At 44.7% G+C, this 13,703-nt stretch carries 13 protein-coding genes; all 13 read right to left on the reverse strand.

The window, feature by feature from the left end; genetic code table 11:
• Positions 1 to 51: 51 nt before the first annotated feature.
• The gene (leuS, locus tag Q7J27_01545) at positions 52 to 2,637 is read right to left on the reverse strand and encodes a leucine--tRNA ligase (GenBank protein ID MDO9527823.1); all 2,586 of its coding nucleotides are present in this window, start codon (positions 2,635 to 2,637) and stop codon (positions 52 to 54) included.
• A gap of 533 nt (positions 2,638 to 3,170) precedes the next feature.
• Positions 3,171 to 4,622: a TrkH family potassium uptake protein gene (locus Q7J27_01550; GenBank protein MDO9527824.1), complete on the reverse strand. Its 1,452-nt coding sequence runs from the start codon at positions 4,620 to 4,622 to the stop codon at positions 3,171 to 3,173.
• A complete protein-coding gene (gene trkA / locus Q7J27_01555) occupies positions 4,619 to 5,986 on the reverse strand; it encodes a Trk system potassium transporter TrkA (GenBank protein ID MDO9527825.1) in 1,368 nt (455 codons plus the stop codon). Before trkA ends, Q7J27_01550 begins: the two co-directional genes overlap by 4 nt.
• Before the next feature lie 102 nt (positions 5,987 to 6,088).
• The gene (locus Q7J27_01560; protein ID MDO9527826.1) at positions 6,089 to 6,646 is read right to left on the reverse strand and encodes a M17 family peptidase N-terminal domain-containing protein; all 558 of its coding nucleotides are present in this window, start codon (positions 6,644 to 6,646) and stop codon (positions 6,089 to 6,091) included.
• Positions 6,636 to 7,055: a transcription antitermination factor NusB gene (gene nusB / locus Q7J27_01565; GenBank protein ID MDO9527827.1), complete on the reverse strand. Its 420-nt coding sequence runs from the start codon at positions 7,053 to 7,055 to the stop codon at positions 6,636 to 6,638. Before nusB ends, Q7J27_01560 begins: the two co-directional genes overlap by 11 nt.
• 27 nt (positions 7,056 to 7,082) lie before the next feature.
• Positions 7,083 to 7,547, reverse strand: a complete 465-nt coding sequence (ribE, locus tag Q7J27_01570) for a 6,7-dimethyl-8-ribityllumazine synthase (GenBank protein MDO9527828.1) — start codon at positions 7,545 to 7,547, stop codon at positions 7,083 to 7,085.
• A gap of 106 nt (positions 7,548 to 7,653) precedes the next feature.
• Complete coding sequence (locus Q7J27_01575; protein MDO9527829.1) at positions 7,654 to 8,856, reverse strand: bifunctional 3,4-dihydroxy-2-butanone-4-phosphate synthase/GTP cyclohydrolase II; 1,203 nt, start codon at positions 8,854 to 8,856, stop codon at positions 7,654 to 7,656.
• 1 nt (position 8,857) lies between these two features.
• The gene (locus tag Q7J27_01580) at positions 8,858 to 9,505 is read right to left on the reverse strand and encodes a riboflavin synthase (protein MDO9527830.1); all 648 of its coding nucleotides are present in this window, start codon (positions 9,503 to 9,505) and stop codon (positions 8,858 to 8,860) included.
• A 197-nt stretch (positions 9,506 to 9,702) separates the two neighbouring features.
• Positions 9,703 to 10,173, reverse strand: coding sequence for a transcriptional regulator NrdR (gene nrdR, locus Q7J27_01585; protein MDO9527831.1), 471 nt, complete (start codon positions 10,171 to 10,173; stop codon positions 9,703 to 9,705).
• Positions 10,170 to 10,676 (reverse strand): cytidine/deoxycytidylate deaminase family protein, encoded by a 507-nt coding sequence (locus tag Q7J27_01590; GenBank protein MDO9527832.1) that lies wholly within the window; start codon positions 10,674 to 10,676, stop codon positions 10,170 to 10,172. The genes nrdR and Q7J27_01590 overlap by 4 nt, the downstream gene beginning before the upstream one ends.
• Positions 10,677 to 10,776: 100 nt before the next feature.
• Positions 10,777 to 12,021 (reverse strand): serine hydroxymethyltransferase, encoded by a 1,245-nt coding sequence (gene glyA, locus Q7J27_01595; protein MDO9527833.1) that lies wholly within the window; start codon positions 12,019 to 12,021, stop codon positions 10,777 to 10,779.
• A gap of 124 nt (positions 12,022 to 12,145) precedes the next feature.
• A complete protein-coding gene (rpiB, locus tag Q7J27_01600; GenBank protein MDO9527834.1) occupies positions 12,146 to 12,637 on the reverse strand; it encodes a ribose 5-phosphate isomerase B in 492 nt (163 codons plus the stop codon).
• Between the two features lie 113 nt (positions 12,638 to 12,750).
• Positions 12,751 to 13,695: an ACP S-malonyltransferase gene (gene fabD / locus Q7J27_01605; GenBank protein MDO9527835.1), complete on the reverse strand. Its 945-nt coding sequence runs from the start codon at positions 13,693 to 13,695 to the stop codon at positions 12,751 to 12,753.
• Between the last annotated feature and the right edge of the window lie 8 nt (positions 13,696 to 13,703).

The following is a 13,703-nucleotide window of genomic DNA, read 5'->3' on the forward strand; positions in this document are numbered from 1 at the left end:
CTCCTAACCCGGCTAAGCCGGAACCAAAAAAGTGCCTAAAGTTTGAAGTGCCTAACCCTTTACAACAATATTAACGAGCTTTTTAGGAACGTATATCTTTTTCACCACCTCTTTGCCAGCGATAAGTTTGCTTATCCTATCATCAGAGAGCGCTATTTCTTTTATTCTTTCGTCAGGTTCATCCGCGCTTACCATAATCCTGCTCCTCAGCTTCCCATTTATTTGCACGACTATTGTAATTTCCTCTTCTGCAGCAACCGCCTCATCATAGTCCGGCCAGGGAACATCGGAAAGTTTTTCACTTTTCCCAAGCATCTTCCAGAGCTCCTCCGTAATATGGGGAACAATCGGGGCAAGCAGGACAACTATATTTTCAACGGTTTCTCTTATAACGGATAAAGCTTTAGCATCCGACCTATCAGGATATTTTACCAGATATAGCGTATTGACAAGCTCCATAACAGCACTTATGGCAGTATTGAAGTGAAATCTTTCCTCTATATCATTGGTTACCCTCTTTATTGTCTGGTGAGTCTTTCTTCTAAGGTTTTTAAGATCCCCCTCAAGCTCTTCCTTCCCATCAAAGGGTTTAACATCCTTGATATCATCAAGGTAATTCATCACAACACGCCATACCCTGCCGAGAAAGCGGAACGATCCCTCCACCCCCTGGTCATTCCACTCCAGATCCTTCTCGGGGGGGGCGGCAAAGAGGCAGAACAGCCTGGCGGTGTCAACACCATATTCCTCAATAAGATAATCGGGATCAACTACGTTCTTCAGGGACTTGGACATCTTCTCCGTCTTACCTGTCGTAACCTCACCCTTGCAGTGTGCACATTCACCGTCCTTTGCCTCGTCAGGGTACAGGTACCCGTGTTCTTTGCATCTCATGGTTTCCTTACATACCATGCCCTGAGTAAGGAGATTCGTAAATGGTTCATCAACTCCCAGCACCCCAAAATCCCTTAGCATCTTTGTATAGAACCTTGAATAAAGCAAATGCAGTATGGCATGTTCAATTCCACCGATATACTGATCCACGGGCATCCAGTAATCCACTTTTTTCCTGTCAATGCCCGGACTCTCTGAATAGTCCGCACAGCAGAATCTGTTAAAATACCAGGAAGATTCCACAAAGGTATCCATCGTGTCAGTTTCTCTTTTAGCCGGTCCTCCACAAGTGGGACAGGCCGTCTCTACAAAGGGTTTGTGTTTTGCCAGCGGGGACCCCCCTTCGCTCCTCAGCTCCACGTCATGTGGAAGAACAACCGGAAGGTCAGATTCAGGCACAGGTACCGTACCGCATTTTTCGCAGTAAATAACAGGAATTGGAGCTCCCCAGTATCTCTGCCTCGATATCCCCCAGTCCCTCAAACGATATTGTACGGTACTTCTTCCCCTGTCAATGGATTCCAAATAATGCACTATTGCATCGAGGGCTTTCATGTTCTCCATACCATCGAACTGATCTGAATTAACAAGAATACCCTCATCCACATAAGCCTCTGTCATTTTTTCCACATCAAGCGGATTGTCCGGATTTTGAATCACCACGATCATCGGAAGGCTGTATTTCTGAGCAAATTCAAAGTCTCTCTGGTCATGAGTCGGAACCGCCATGACACAACCGGTACCATAGTCAGCAAGGACAAAGTTTGCGGCATAAACAGGCATTTTATTGTTGGTTACAGGATTAAGGCAGTAAGCATCCAGAAATATTCCTTCCTTCTCGTAATACTCGGATGTCCTTGTCATTACATCCTGCTTTTTTACCTTTTCAACAAATTCGCTGACCTCTTTCTCCCCCGGTTTTCCTTTAACCAGTTCCATCACGAGAGGATGTTCGGGAGCAATCAGCATGAAAGTAGCTCCGAAAAGAGTGTCCTGCCTGGTGGTAAAAACTTTTATGGAATCACCGCCGGCCTCCATTGGAAAGGTTATCTCGACCCCCTGGCTCTTACCTATCCAGTTTTTCTGCATGGTAAGAACCCTCTCTGGCCAACCGGGAAGTTTGTCACAGTAATCCAGAAGTTCTTCTACGTAAGACGTTATACGGAAAAACCACTGTTCAAGATATTTTTCCTCAACCTCGGTACTGCATCTCCAGCAGAGCCCCGCTTCTACCTGCTCATTTGCCAAAACAGTCTTGCAGCCAATACACCAGTTAATTGCTGATTCTTTTTTATAGACCAGGTCTTTCTCAAGCATCCAGAGGAAGAATAGTTGCTCCCATCTGTAGTACTCAGGATCGCAGGTTGACAGTTCCCTGTCCCAGTCGTAGCTGAAACCTATCCTCTTGAGCTGCTTTTTCATGTTTGTGATGTTCTCGTTAGTCCACTCTGAAGGATGAATCCCGCGTTCAATAGCAGCATTTTCTGCCGGCATACCAAAAGAATCCCAACCCATCGGATGCAGCACATTGTACCCCCTCATCATTTTATACCGGGCCACCACATCACCTATAGTATAGTTTCTCACGTGTCCCATGTGAATCCTGCCGGAGGGATATGGAAACATCTCCAGAAGGTAGTACTTTTCCTTATCGGGATCCTCCGTAACCTTAAAGGTTTTCTCTTCCTCCCAGTGTCTTTGCCACTTTTCCTCAATCTCATGCGGTCTGTACTTCCTCTTCATAAGTATCTCCAGTATTCAGGGTCATAATATGAGACGTTTGCATGTCATGCAAACGTCTCTAAATCCATTGGAAATGGATTTCACAACACATCAACCTTGACAAGTTTGTAAAAAGTCTTTTCAGAGCGAATTCGAAGAATAACGTAAGTAATTCAAGCATTTTGGGAAAAAGATGGTGGTAGTGACCGGCGTTAAGAAAATCTAACTGTTTGAGTGCGTTAGCACAAGTTTTAGATTTTTAGCCGGACAATAACAGCATCCCCAAAATGGTTTTGAGCGAAGAAAACTGACCGGGAGCGCATCCCGCAAGCCCCGCCTTGTAGGCGGGGGTAAGGGGCGCAATATAAAACAAGCATATTCCTTACCGGGAAGCCGCCCCGCCCTGTGGGCGGGGAGCTTCACTTTTTGCGAGTGCATCAAGTTGAAAATAAAGGTCTCAACATTTGAAAACTCGGCAAAACTCCACTTGATCTTCTACCATAAATTTCCCAACAATTAAAGCGAGATTGTACTATTTTGGGGTTGTGATTACCCTACTTCTTCCAGAATTCCGGTACCAAAAGGACAATAACAGTATAGATCTCAAGTCTTCCAACCAGCATACAGAACGACAGGACCCACTTTCCAATACAAGGAATTTCACTGTAAGTCGAAACAGGGCCTACCATCCCGAATCCCGGCCCTACATTGCCGATGGTTGCCGCAACCGACGAAAAGGCCGTCATCATATCCAGCCCAAGGAAAGACATGATTAAGGTAGCAATGACAGTCAACGAAAGGTACAGGACAAAAAAGCCCCAGATGCTCCCCATCACCTCTGAGGATACCTTGCTTTTCCCAAGCTTAACCGTGGCCACTGCATGGGGATGTATAAGCCTGTACAGTTCTTTGTAGCTGTGTTTTATTATCAGGAGTATTCTGAGACACTTTATACTTCCACCGGTGGAACCCGCCGATCCCCCTACAAACATTAAGAGGAGCAATATAATCTTGGAAAGTGCAGGCCAGCCGGCAAAGTTGTCTGTTGTATAACCTGTTGTGGTTAATATGGAAACCACCTGGAAGGAGGCATAGCGGAAAGATTTCGCCATCTCGCCAAAGAGATTCATACGCAGGTTGAGCGTTACTATAATCGTTGCAATAAGTGCAACGGCAAGAAAGAAACGTAATTCGCTGTTTTTAAAGAAGGTCTTAAAATTTCCTGTCAGCAGGCTGTAATGAAGGGAGAAGTTGATTCCGGCCATCAGCATAAATACGGTGATGACAGCGTCTATGTATGCGCTGCGGAAATGGGCTATACTGGCGTCGCTTGTAGAGAAGCCACCTGTAGCCATTGTGGTGAAAGTATGACACATGGAATCAAAAACACTCATCCCTCCGAAAAGGAGCAGAATAAATTCAACTGTTGAGATAATAAAATAAACGATCCAGAGAGTCCTGGCCGTCTCTGCTATGCGAGGTTTGAGCTTATCCTTTACCGGACTCGGCAGCTCCGCTTTATACAGTTGCATTCCACCCACCCCGAGGAGTGGAAGAATGGCAATCGATAGTATGATAATTCCCATTCCCCCCAGCCACTGGGTGAAAGAACGCCACAAAAGGATGCCGTGGGGGATGTCTGCTATATTTGTGATAACCGTTGCCCCGGTGGTCGTAAACCCGGACATTGATTCAAAGAATGCATCGGCAAACGTAGGGAAGACCCCATATATAAGATAGGGAAGAGACCCAAACGCAGCGGCAAGTATCCATCCGCCAGTGACAATTACAAAACCTTCTCTGTGGGTTAAAGATATTTTCTCCTCACGCGGCTTGAAGAGAAAATAAAAAAAGGCGCCTGTTGCAGATGTCACCAGCAGGGATAAGACAAGGGCATTGAGATCCCCTTCTCCAAAATAAACAGACCAGCCTATGGGAAGGAGCATGGCAAGACCAAAATAGAAAAGGAATGCCCCTAAGATGTGGAAGATGTTCTGTGCCTTCATTCAAAATAATCCAGCTTGACTGTCAGGATTTTTTCCACCTGCGGAATTGCGCTGCGGAGGGCAAAAATCACAACATGGTCTCCCGGAAGGACAACAGAGTCGCCACCTGGAATGATAACTTCATCTCCTCGCATGATGGCGCCTACTATCGTACCCTCTGGGAATTCGATCTCTTTCAATGGTTTATTCGTTATTTCCGACGTCTCCAGCGCAACAACTTCAAAGATTTCCGCCCTGTCATCGTACAGAGGTGCGGCCGAAATAATCTTTCCCTTCCTTATGTAGTGTAATATCTTGCTGATTGCGGCATGTCTCGGATTTATGACACCATCTATACCAACCGTAGAGATAAGATGAACGTAGTCCACCCTGCTTATCAGGGATACCACTTTTTTGGCTCCAAGCTGCTTTGCCAGAAGGGCACCCAAAATATTGGCCTCTTCATCATTTGTGACCGCAATAAAGTAATCGGTATCCTGAATGTTCTCTTCCTTGAGTAGCTCCTGGCTTGTCCCATCACCATGGAGGCAGACGGTTTTATTTAATTTGGATGCCAGGATTTCGCACCTGTCCTGTCTCTTTTCGATGATCTTGGTGGAAATACCTCTCTTCTCAAGCAGTTCAGACAGCATGAGGCCCGTGATTCCTCCACCCATTATTATAACCCTTTTGGGAGGATCAATATCCTTCCCGAAGAAATTAAGTACATCCTTGACTTCAGTCGACTCCGCTACAGCAAAGAGATAATCGTTTTTCTCAATAACCGAATCACCAGTCGGTACAATCAGCTTATCTCCACGGGTTATAGATACAATTAAAACTTTTTTTCCACCGCTCAGTTCCCCGATTTCACTCAGTTTTTTTCCTATCACAGCACAATTATCATCAATATTAAACCCTACAAGCCGAATACGACCCCCAGCAAAGTCAATAACCTCTGAAGCACCGGGAAACTCCATGAGATTCACAGCATTTTTTACCGCTTCACGCTCCGGATTTATGCAGAGATCTATATCGAGATGGTTCTTGCCGAAGAGTTCGGATTTTTCGTTTAGTTCCGGATTTCTTATCCTGGCAATCTTGAGAGGCACCTTTGACTGTGTGGCCGCAAGCAGGCAGGCTATCATATTTGTCTCGTCACTATCGGTTACGGCAACAACCATATCAGAGCGATCCAGATCAGCCTCTTTCAAAACATGCGGACTGCTCCCGCTACCCTGTATCACCTGTACATCCAGATTTTCAGAGACCATCCTCAGTTGTTTTTCATCTTTATCTATAATGACAACGTCGTTGCCCTCTTTAGAAAGGATATCTGCTATGTTATAACCGACCTCGCCTGCACCTATTATTATTATTCTCACCTTTGTACAGCCTCCAATAAGGTATCAACCAGTGGCATCATATGTTCTATATCAAAAGGGACTTGCCTATAAATGAGAGAAAGGGGAAACTGAGCCCCTCCGTTATTGTCCTTCCAAAATATTGATTTTGACCTTCTCCTTGACGCTCACCTTAAACTTGTGCAAGCCAAGAACAATCTCGTCAATACAGGCCTCATCACCCAGTATACAGGGTGAAACTGAACCCCACTTTTCGATATTTTTAAAAAGAAAATCAAAGCATCCCGTAATCATGGCCTCTGTCATCAGCGGTACTTCCAGATTACACCTGCCGATGGCCGGGATGTCAAAGGCAAAGTCAACGCAATTTATTTTTGTGATTGTATGAGAAATATCATATCCTGCCATATATAATGTATCATAGGTTAGTTCAGTCGCTTCTCCTAAACCAAAAAGCAACACCTTTGAAGAGGGGATTCGTTGATGAGGGGCAATAAGAACTTTTTCCATGAAGATGCCGGTAATTTTACCATTCGCAATCTTTGTTGAAATCATGCCGTTGAGACGCCAATCAATAAGGCCACAGTACCCTCTCGGCGGTCTTTCGTTAGAAAAGAATCCGAGAACCAGACCTTCATGCTTGATAATATCCAGCGGTTTTGTCGATATCCTAATCTGCATTTTCCCTTTGCAACCTTACATACAAGGCATCCAGAATACCGTTTATAAAAGAACCTGAATTCTCTGAACCATAAATTTTCCCAAGATCTATTGCCTCATTAAGGGTTACCTTGTAAGGAATATCATGGCAGTATAAAAGCTCATATGTGGCCATTCGGAGTATATTCCTATCCACCCTTGCCATTCTTCCGAGAGACCAGTTTTCGGAACAACTGTCAATGAGCTTGTCTATTCCTTCTCTGTGATTCCATGTGCCCTCTATTAACCTGGAAGAGAATTCACTTGCCTCTTCCGACACTTCAAAATTGCTCCAGAAAAGCTGGGTGGCCTCTTTGGCATCAATCTGTAAAACATCAATCTGATAAAGAACCTGCAAGGCAATCTCTCTTGCCTTTCTCCTGCGACCCATTAATCTTCCTACGATATACGTGAGTTCCTATAACTTCCTGAAAAGATCGACCATTTCTATAGCAGAGATTGCGGCATCCCAGCCCTTGTTACCAAATTTTGAACCTGCTCTTTCTATCGCTTGTTCAATTGTATCCGCAGTAATGACACCAAAGGCTATTGGAATTTCGGTCTCTAATGCCACAACGGCAATTCCCTTCGAAACCTCGGCACTAATGTACTCAAAATGAGGAGTGGCTCCCCTTATCACAGCACCAAGACATATAACGGCATCAAATTTACCGCTCTTTGCAAGCTTCTTGGCTGTCAGCGGTATCTCAAAAGCTCCGGGAACTTTCACAATATATATATCTTTTTCATCCGCTCCAGCCCTTTTAAGGGCATCTTCGGCACCACCTATGAGCCTCTCACAAATGAAATCATTAAAACGGCTGGCGACCAGGCCAAACTTCATACCCTTTGCAATAATTTTTCCTTCGATAATTTTTGACATCACCATTTCTCCATTTCGCTATTAAGATAGAAGCCAGGGGCAAGGAGTCAGAATAAAAAATTCCGATTCTCATATGAATCCTGAATTCTGTCTCCTGACTTCTTTTTTATATGTCTAACAGGTGTCCCATTCTTTCCTTTTTTGTCTTAAGATAACGGACGTTATTCTCGCTGGCCTTGATTTCTATAGGAACTCTCTGTGTGATTGTTACACCGTAACCCTGAAGTCCAACAACCTTTTTGGGGTTATTTGTTATCAATCTCATTCTTTTCACACCCAGGTCAACAAGTATCTGGGCGCCTATCCCGTAATCCCTAAGATCCACTTTAAATCCGAGCTCGAGATTTGCCTCAACTGTATCTCTACCCTGTTCCTGCAAATGATAGGCCTTTATCTTGTTTACCAGACCAATGCCCCTGCCTTCCTGATGCATGTATACGATGATTCCTTTGCCTTCCTTTTCAACCATCTTCATGGCAGCATGAAGCTGGTCACCACAGTCACACCTCTCCGAACCAAAGACATCACCAGTCAGACACTCCGAATGAACTCTCACCAGCACCTCGTCCTCCGGTTCAATATCACCCTTAACCAGAGCGATATTCTTCAAGTCATCCACATCATTTTCGTAAACTATTAATTTGAACTCTCCTCCATAACTGGTTGGAAGGACGGTGGTTGCCGCTCTTCTAACAAGAGATTCGTGCCGTAACCTGAAGTTGATTAAATCAGCAATGGTTACTATTTTTAAACCATGTTCTTTCGCAAAGACCTCCAGATCAGTCATCCTTGCCATGGTACCATCTTCATTCATAACCTCACAGATGACACCAGCAGGTTTCAGTCCGGACAGCCGCGCCAGATCAACAGAGCCTTCTGTCTGGCCGGTCCTCACAAGGACGCCCCCTTTCCTGGCACGGAGAGGAAATACATGTCCAGGACTTACGATATCGTCCGGCTTAGCATCATGAGCAACGGCCGTCAGTATCGTGGTCGCTCTATCGGCTGCAGAAATGCCAGTAGTAACACCTTGCCTGGCTTCAATAGATACTGTAAAAGCTGTCTGAAAACGGGACATGTTGTCACGTACCATCAAGGGGAGATTCAAGCCGTCGGCAATTTCACTATCAAGTGAAAGACATATCAACCCCCTGCCATATTTTGCCATGAAATTGATTGCTTCTGGCGTAACATACTCAGCGGCTATGCATAAATCACCCTCATTCTCTCTATCTTCATCATCCACCAGGATAATCATCTTACCATTTTTAATATCTTCAATGGCTTCTTCAATTGTACTAACTCTCATGTTACCCTTTTTCCTCCTGTATAAATCCATGTTCAGCTAAAAATGCCATATCAATTCCTTTGTTGCGGTGCAATAGTTTTTCTACATATTTTCCTAATATGTCTGTCTCTATATTCACCGGATCGGCAATCATTTTTAACCCCAGTGTTGTAACACGGGCGGTATAGGGAACCACATTAACATAAAATCTGTTCTTTTCACACCTGTTTACCGTAAGGCTGATACCATCAACGGTTACCGACCCTTTTTCCACCAGATACTTGCTAAACGCTGAATCTATCTCAACACCAAATATCACGGAGTTTGATTTTACGACCTTTTCGCAGATCTTTCCAACACAGTCAACATGTCCCAGAACGATATGCCCACCTAAAAGCCCATTCACACTTAAAGACTTTTCCAGGTTTGCTCGGTCACCTTTCTTAAACTTCCAGAGTGTTGTTTTTGACAATGTTTCTGCTGAAACATCAACGGCAAAACTATCACCAGTTTTGTTAGTGACCGTGAGACACACTCCGCTCACCGAAATGCTATCTCCAATTTTAACATCATCAAGGCTCATGGAGGTATCTATCTCCAGAAGACCATCTTCTCCCTTCTTAGTCATCCTCCTGACAATTCCCATTTCTTCTATTATACCAGTAAACATTATATCATCCTATTCGGATATTTCGAGTAAAATCCTCGCCTTCAGGCGAAGACTTTAGTTCGATTTTACATGTTAAGGAAAAGGCACAAAGTAGCAAAGGCACAGAGGCACAAAAAAAGAAGAAGGACAATATCTCTTTGTGCCTTTGGAGCTATGTGCCTTTGTGCCTGAAGCTGTCAACTTTAGCCGACAGCAGTTTATTTATCCTTTCTATCCTTCGTGCTCAAAACATCTTTTAGTTCGTCCAAAAACTCGCTGACATCTCGAAACTGCCTGTACACAGACGCAAATCTCACATAGGCCACTCCATCAATTTTGTGAAGCTCGGCCATAACTTTCTCTCCTATAATAGATGAAGAAATTTCCTTAGCAGGGAACTCCTGACAGAGCTGCTCGATCCTCTCAACCATATTTTCTATAACATTGATACTGATGGGACGTTTTTCGCAAGCCTTTTTTATGCCGGAAAGTATCTTTACTCTGTCGAAAGTTTCCCTTCTGCCGTCCTTTTTTACCACCATCGGGAGACTTTCTTCTACAAACTCATAGGTGGTAAATCTTTTTTCACAGGCAAGACACTCCCTTCTCCTCCGGATAGCGTTACCATCCTTGCTTATTCGAGAATCAATAACCCTGTTTTCTGCATTTGCGCAAAAAGGACACTTCATATTTCTGATACCTTGATGCCAGCCTCCTTCAACATCTCCCCCGCCAGCTTATCACGATAACCTTCCCGGTAAACAATACCGATTATGCCTGCATTTATTATCATCTTTGAACATATTATACAGGGGTGATTTGTGCAGTAAATTACAGCGTTTTTAGTGCTCACTCCATGAAGGGCGGCCTGAATAATTGCATTCTGTTCCGCATGTAATCCCCGGCAAAGTTCATGTCGTTCGCCGGAAGGAACGTCCAACTGTTCCCGTAAACAACCTGTATCCACGCAATGGCGAATCCCTGTCGGCACACCATTGTACCCTGAAGCAAGTATCCTTTTATCTTTTACTAAAACGGCCCCTACGTGGCGCCTCAAACATGTAGAACGCCTTGACACAAGTTCCACTATGTCCATAAAATATTCATTCCAACCCGGCCGTTCAAATCCGGTTCCGGGTTCCGAGTTCAGGGTTCCGAGTTTTGAGTTCCGAGTTTCGGGTTTTATGTTCATTGAATTTGTTCTCCTGATCTCTCTCTATGCTCCCTGTAGTGAGTCGAAACTTTGAACTCTGAACTCTGAACTTTGAACTCTAAACTTTGAACTTTGAACTCTAAATCCTATCACTGTAAAGAGGAAACTTGTCACAGAGAGATCTGACTTCTTCCCTCACTTCCACCAACCGTTTCTCGTCATCAATGTTCTTGAGAGTGTCGGAAATTAAGCGGGCTATGATTTTCATCTCCCCTTCTTTCATTCCTCTTGTCGTCACGGCAGGTGTCCCGATCCTGATTCCGCTGGTAATCTGCGGTCCTTTTGTATCAAAGGGGATGGTGTTTTTATTAACTGTTATGCCGGCCCTGTCAAGGACTTCATCAGCATCCTTTCCGGTAATCCCTTTATCTGTAAGATCAATGAGAAAGAGATGATTGTCTGTTCCTCCGGAAACGAGGCGAAATCCCTCAGAAATCAACTCGTCCGCCATGGCCTTCGCATTCTTTACAATCTGTCCCTGATACTCTTTGAACTCATCAGTCAACGCCTCTTTTAATGCCACCGCTTTGGCAGCAATGATGTGCATAAGGGGACCTCCTTGACTTCCGGGAAATACACGGCTGTTCATCACTTTGGCATAACCCTCCGTGCACATAATAAGTCCTCCCCGTGGACCCCGTAGTGTCTTGTGGGTGGTTGTCGTCACAAACTCACAGAGGGGAATCGGCGTCGGATGAAAGCCCGTAGCCACAAGACCTGCAATGTGGGCGATATCCGCCATAATGACTGCTCCCACCTTGTCCGCTATTTCCCTGAAGGATTTAAAGTCTATCGTCCTTGGATAGGCACTCGCCCCTACCACGATTATCTTCGGCTTGTGCTTCTTTGCCTGATCCTCAACTTCACTGAAATCTATTGTCTCCGTCTCTTTGTCCACACCGTAGGAAACAACATTGTAAAGTCTTCCGGAAAAGTTGACCGGACTCCCATGTGAGAGATGCCCACCATGAGAGAGATTCATTCCTAAAATGGTGTCTCCCGGTTGGAGCACCGAAAAATAGACGGCCATATTTGCCTGTGTTCCAGAATGCGGTTGAACATTAACATGATCAGCACCAAAAAGTTGTTTTGCCCGCTCTATCGCAAGGGACTCTACGATATCGACGAATTCGCAACCCCCGTAATATCTCTTTCCCGGGTAACCCTCCGCATATTTGTTAGTCATGACGCAACCCTGGGCCTCAAGCACAGCCTCACTGGCAAAGTTCTCTGACGCAATTAATTCCAGCTTCCCTACCTGCCGTTTCGTTTCATTTAATATTGCCCTGAAAACCTCCGGGTCAGTCTTCTCTAAAATAGACATTTTTAATATTTTTCCTCCCATGATAAGTTATAAGCGATAAGCGATCAGCTATCAGCCGTCAGCTTTCAGCAAAAACAAAAAGATCAGGTTGATAATGGCAAATGGCCGTCTACCTCTGCTTTTCTCAATCTTGCTGATTGCTGAACGCTGAATGCTTATATTGGTTTTCTATATCCGTGATTTTGTTGAGCCGCCTGCTATGTCGTTCCCCCTCAAATTCAGTTTCCAGCCATGTTTTGACAATGGCTTTCGCTGTCTCAATATCCGTTCTCCTCCCGGCTAAGACAAGGACATTTGTGTCGTTATGTCTTCTACTCATGCATGCCGTATCACTATCAAGACACAGTACTGCCCGGACACCTGAAAATTTATTTGCCACTATCGTCATCCCGACACCTGAACCACATACCAATATCCCTCGTACGAATTCTCCCGAAGAGACCTTTTCAGCAACCTTCGCACCGAAGTCAGGATAGTCCACCGATTCATCACTGTATGCACCCATATCCAGCACCTCCAGACCCATTTCGCCAAGAAATTCCCTTACATCCTCTTTGAGGGGAAAACCGGCATGGTCAGAACCTATAATAATCCTGAGAATATTGCTGTCCTTCATTAGTTTTCAGATACGTCGCTCCTCATTTTTTAAATACCAGGCCACAAACCGAACGTGGCGGACATAATGAAAGCTTTGAAAAAATTATACTACCCTCAAATTTCATTTAAAAACTATCGCCCGTTGAAAAAATGTGCGGTTTTTTCAAGGGAGGCGGTATCTTCAACATTTAACAATTTGATACTTCTATCTATTCTCCTTACGAGACCGGAGAGTATTCGCTTCGGACCAATCTCAACTATGGTGTCAATCCCCATTTCTGCCATTTTTTCTATCGTCTCCTGCCATCTGACAGGAGAGCTGATCTGTTTTATCAAAAGCTCTCTGGTAGTATCCTTTGAATGGAACATCTCAGGGTTGGAATTAGGAATAACGGGAATTTCACAATCTCTCAATTCGACCTGGCGCAGATTTGTTTCAAACATATCAGCCGCCTTATCCAACAGACTGCAATGACAGGGAACACTGACAGACAGCTTGATTACTCTCTTTGCCCCCTCCATCTTTGCCCTGGTCATTGCTTTCTCAACGGCAGTCGAGTGACCGGAGATCACAACCTGTTCAGGAGTGTTGAAAATCGCCGCAGAAACCACGCAATCATCTCCACTGATATCAAGGCATATCTTTTCCACCTGTCCCTTACTCAGACCGATGATCGCGGCCATGCAACCGGCACCTGGCGATATCGCCTCCTTATGATATTTTCCCCTCGCATAAACAAGCTCCAGGACATCGGCAAGATCAATAGCTTCTGCAGCATAGAGGGCACCATATTCCCCGAGACTGAGACCTGCCATCGCGATTGGTTTAACCCCAACCTCTTCTTTGAATACTTTGTATGCTGCAATATTTACCGCCAGAATAGTGATTTGCGTATTTGTCGTCAGATCGAGTTCTTCCTGGGGACCATCAAAGCACAGTGAGGCAATATCAAAACCGAGGATTTCGTGGGCTTCGGCAAAAACATCCTTTACCGTCTGGAAATGACTGTGTAAATCGCGACCCATCCCGACATATTGTGCTCCCTGCCCGGAGAAGACAAGACCTACTTTATGCATGATTTCCT

Source organism: Syntrophales bacterium (genome assembly GCA_030655775.1).
In the GTDB taxonomy this organism is placed as follows: domain Bacteria; phylum Desulfobacterota; class Syntrophia; order Syntrophales; family JADFWA01; genus JAUSPI01.

Bases quoted from the DNA above. Each gene is read 5' to 3' on its own strand.
- leuS (MDO9527823.1), bottom strand. From the start codon at position 2,637: ATGAAGAGGAAGTACAGACCGCATGAGATTGAGGAAAAGTGGCAAAGA.
- Q7J27_01550 (MDO9527824.1), bottom strand. From the start codon at position 4,622: ATGAAGGCACAGAACATCTTCCACATCTTAGGGGCATTCCTTTTCTAT.
- Q7J27_01560 (MDO9527826.1), bottom strand. From the start codon at position 6,646: ATGCAGATTAGGATATCGACAAAACCGCTGGATATTATCAAGCATGAA.
- nusB (MDO9527827.1), bottom strand. From the start codon at position 7,055: ATGGGTCGCAGGAGAAAGGCAAGAGAGATTGCCTTGCAGGTTCTTTAT.
- ribE (MDO9527828.1), bottom strand. From the start codon at position 7,547: ATGTCAAAAATTATCGAAGGAAAAATTATTGCAAAGGGTATGAAGTTT.
- Q7J27_01575 (MDO9527829.1), bottom strand. From the start codon at position 8,856: ATGAGAGTTAGTACAATTGAAGAAGCCATTGAAGATATTAAAAATGGT.
- Q7J27_01580 (MDO9527830.1), bottom strand. From the start codon at position 9,505: ATGTTTACTGGTATAATAGAAGAAATGGGAATTGTCAGGAGGATGACT.
- nrdR (MDO9527831.1), bottom strand. From the start codon at position 10,173: ATGAAGTGTCCTTTTTGCGCAAATGCAGAAAACAGGGTTATTGATTCT.
- Q7J27_01590 (MDO9527832.1), bottom strand. From the start codon at position 10,676: ATGAACATAAAACCCGAAACTCGGAACTCAAAACTCGGAACCCTGAAC.
- glyA (MDO9527833.1), bottom strand. From the start codon at position 12,021: ATGTCTATTTTAGAGAAGACTGACCCGGAGGTTTTCAGGGCAATATTA.
- rpiB (MDO9527834.1), bottom strand. From the start codon at position 12,637: ATGAAGGACAGCAATATTCTCAGGATTATTATAGGTTCTGACCATGCC.
- fabD (MDO9527835.1), bottom strand. From the start codon at position 13,695: ATGCATAAAGTAGGTCTTGTCTTCTCCGGGCAGGGAGCACAATATGTC.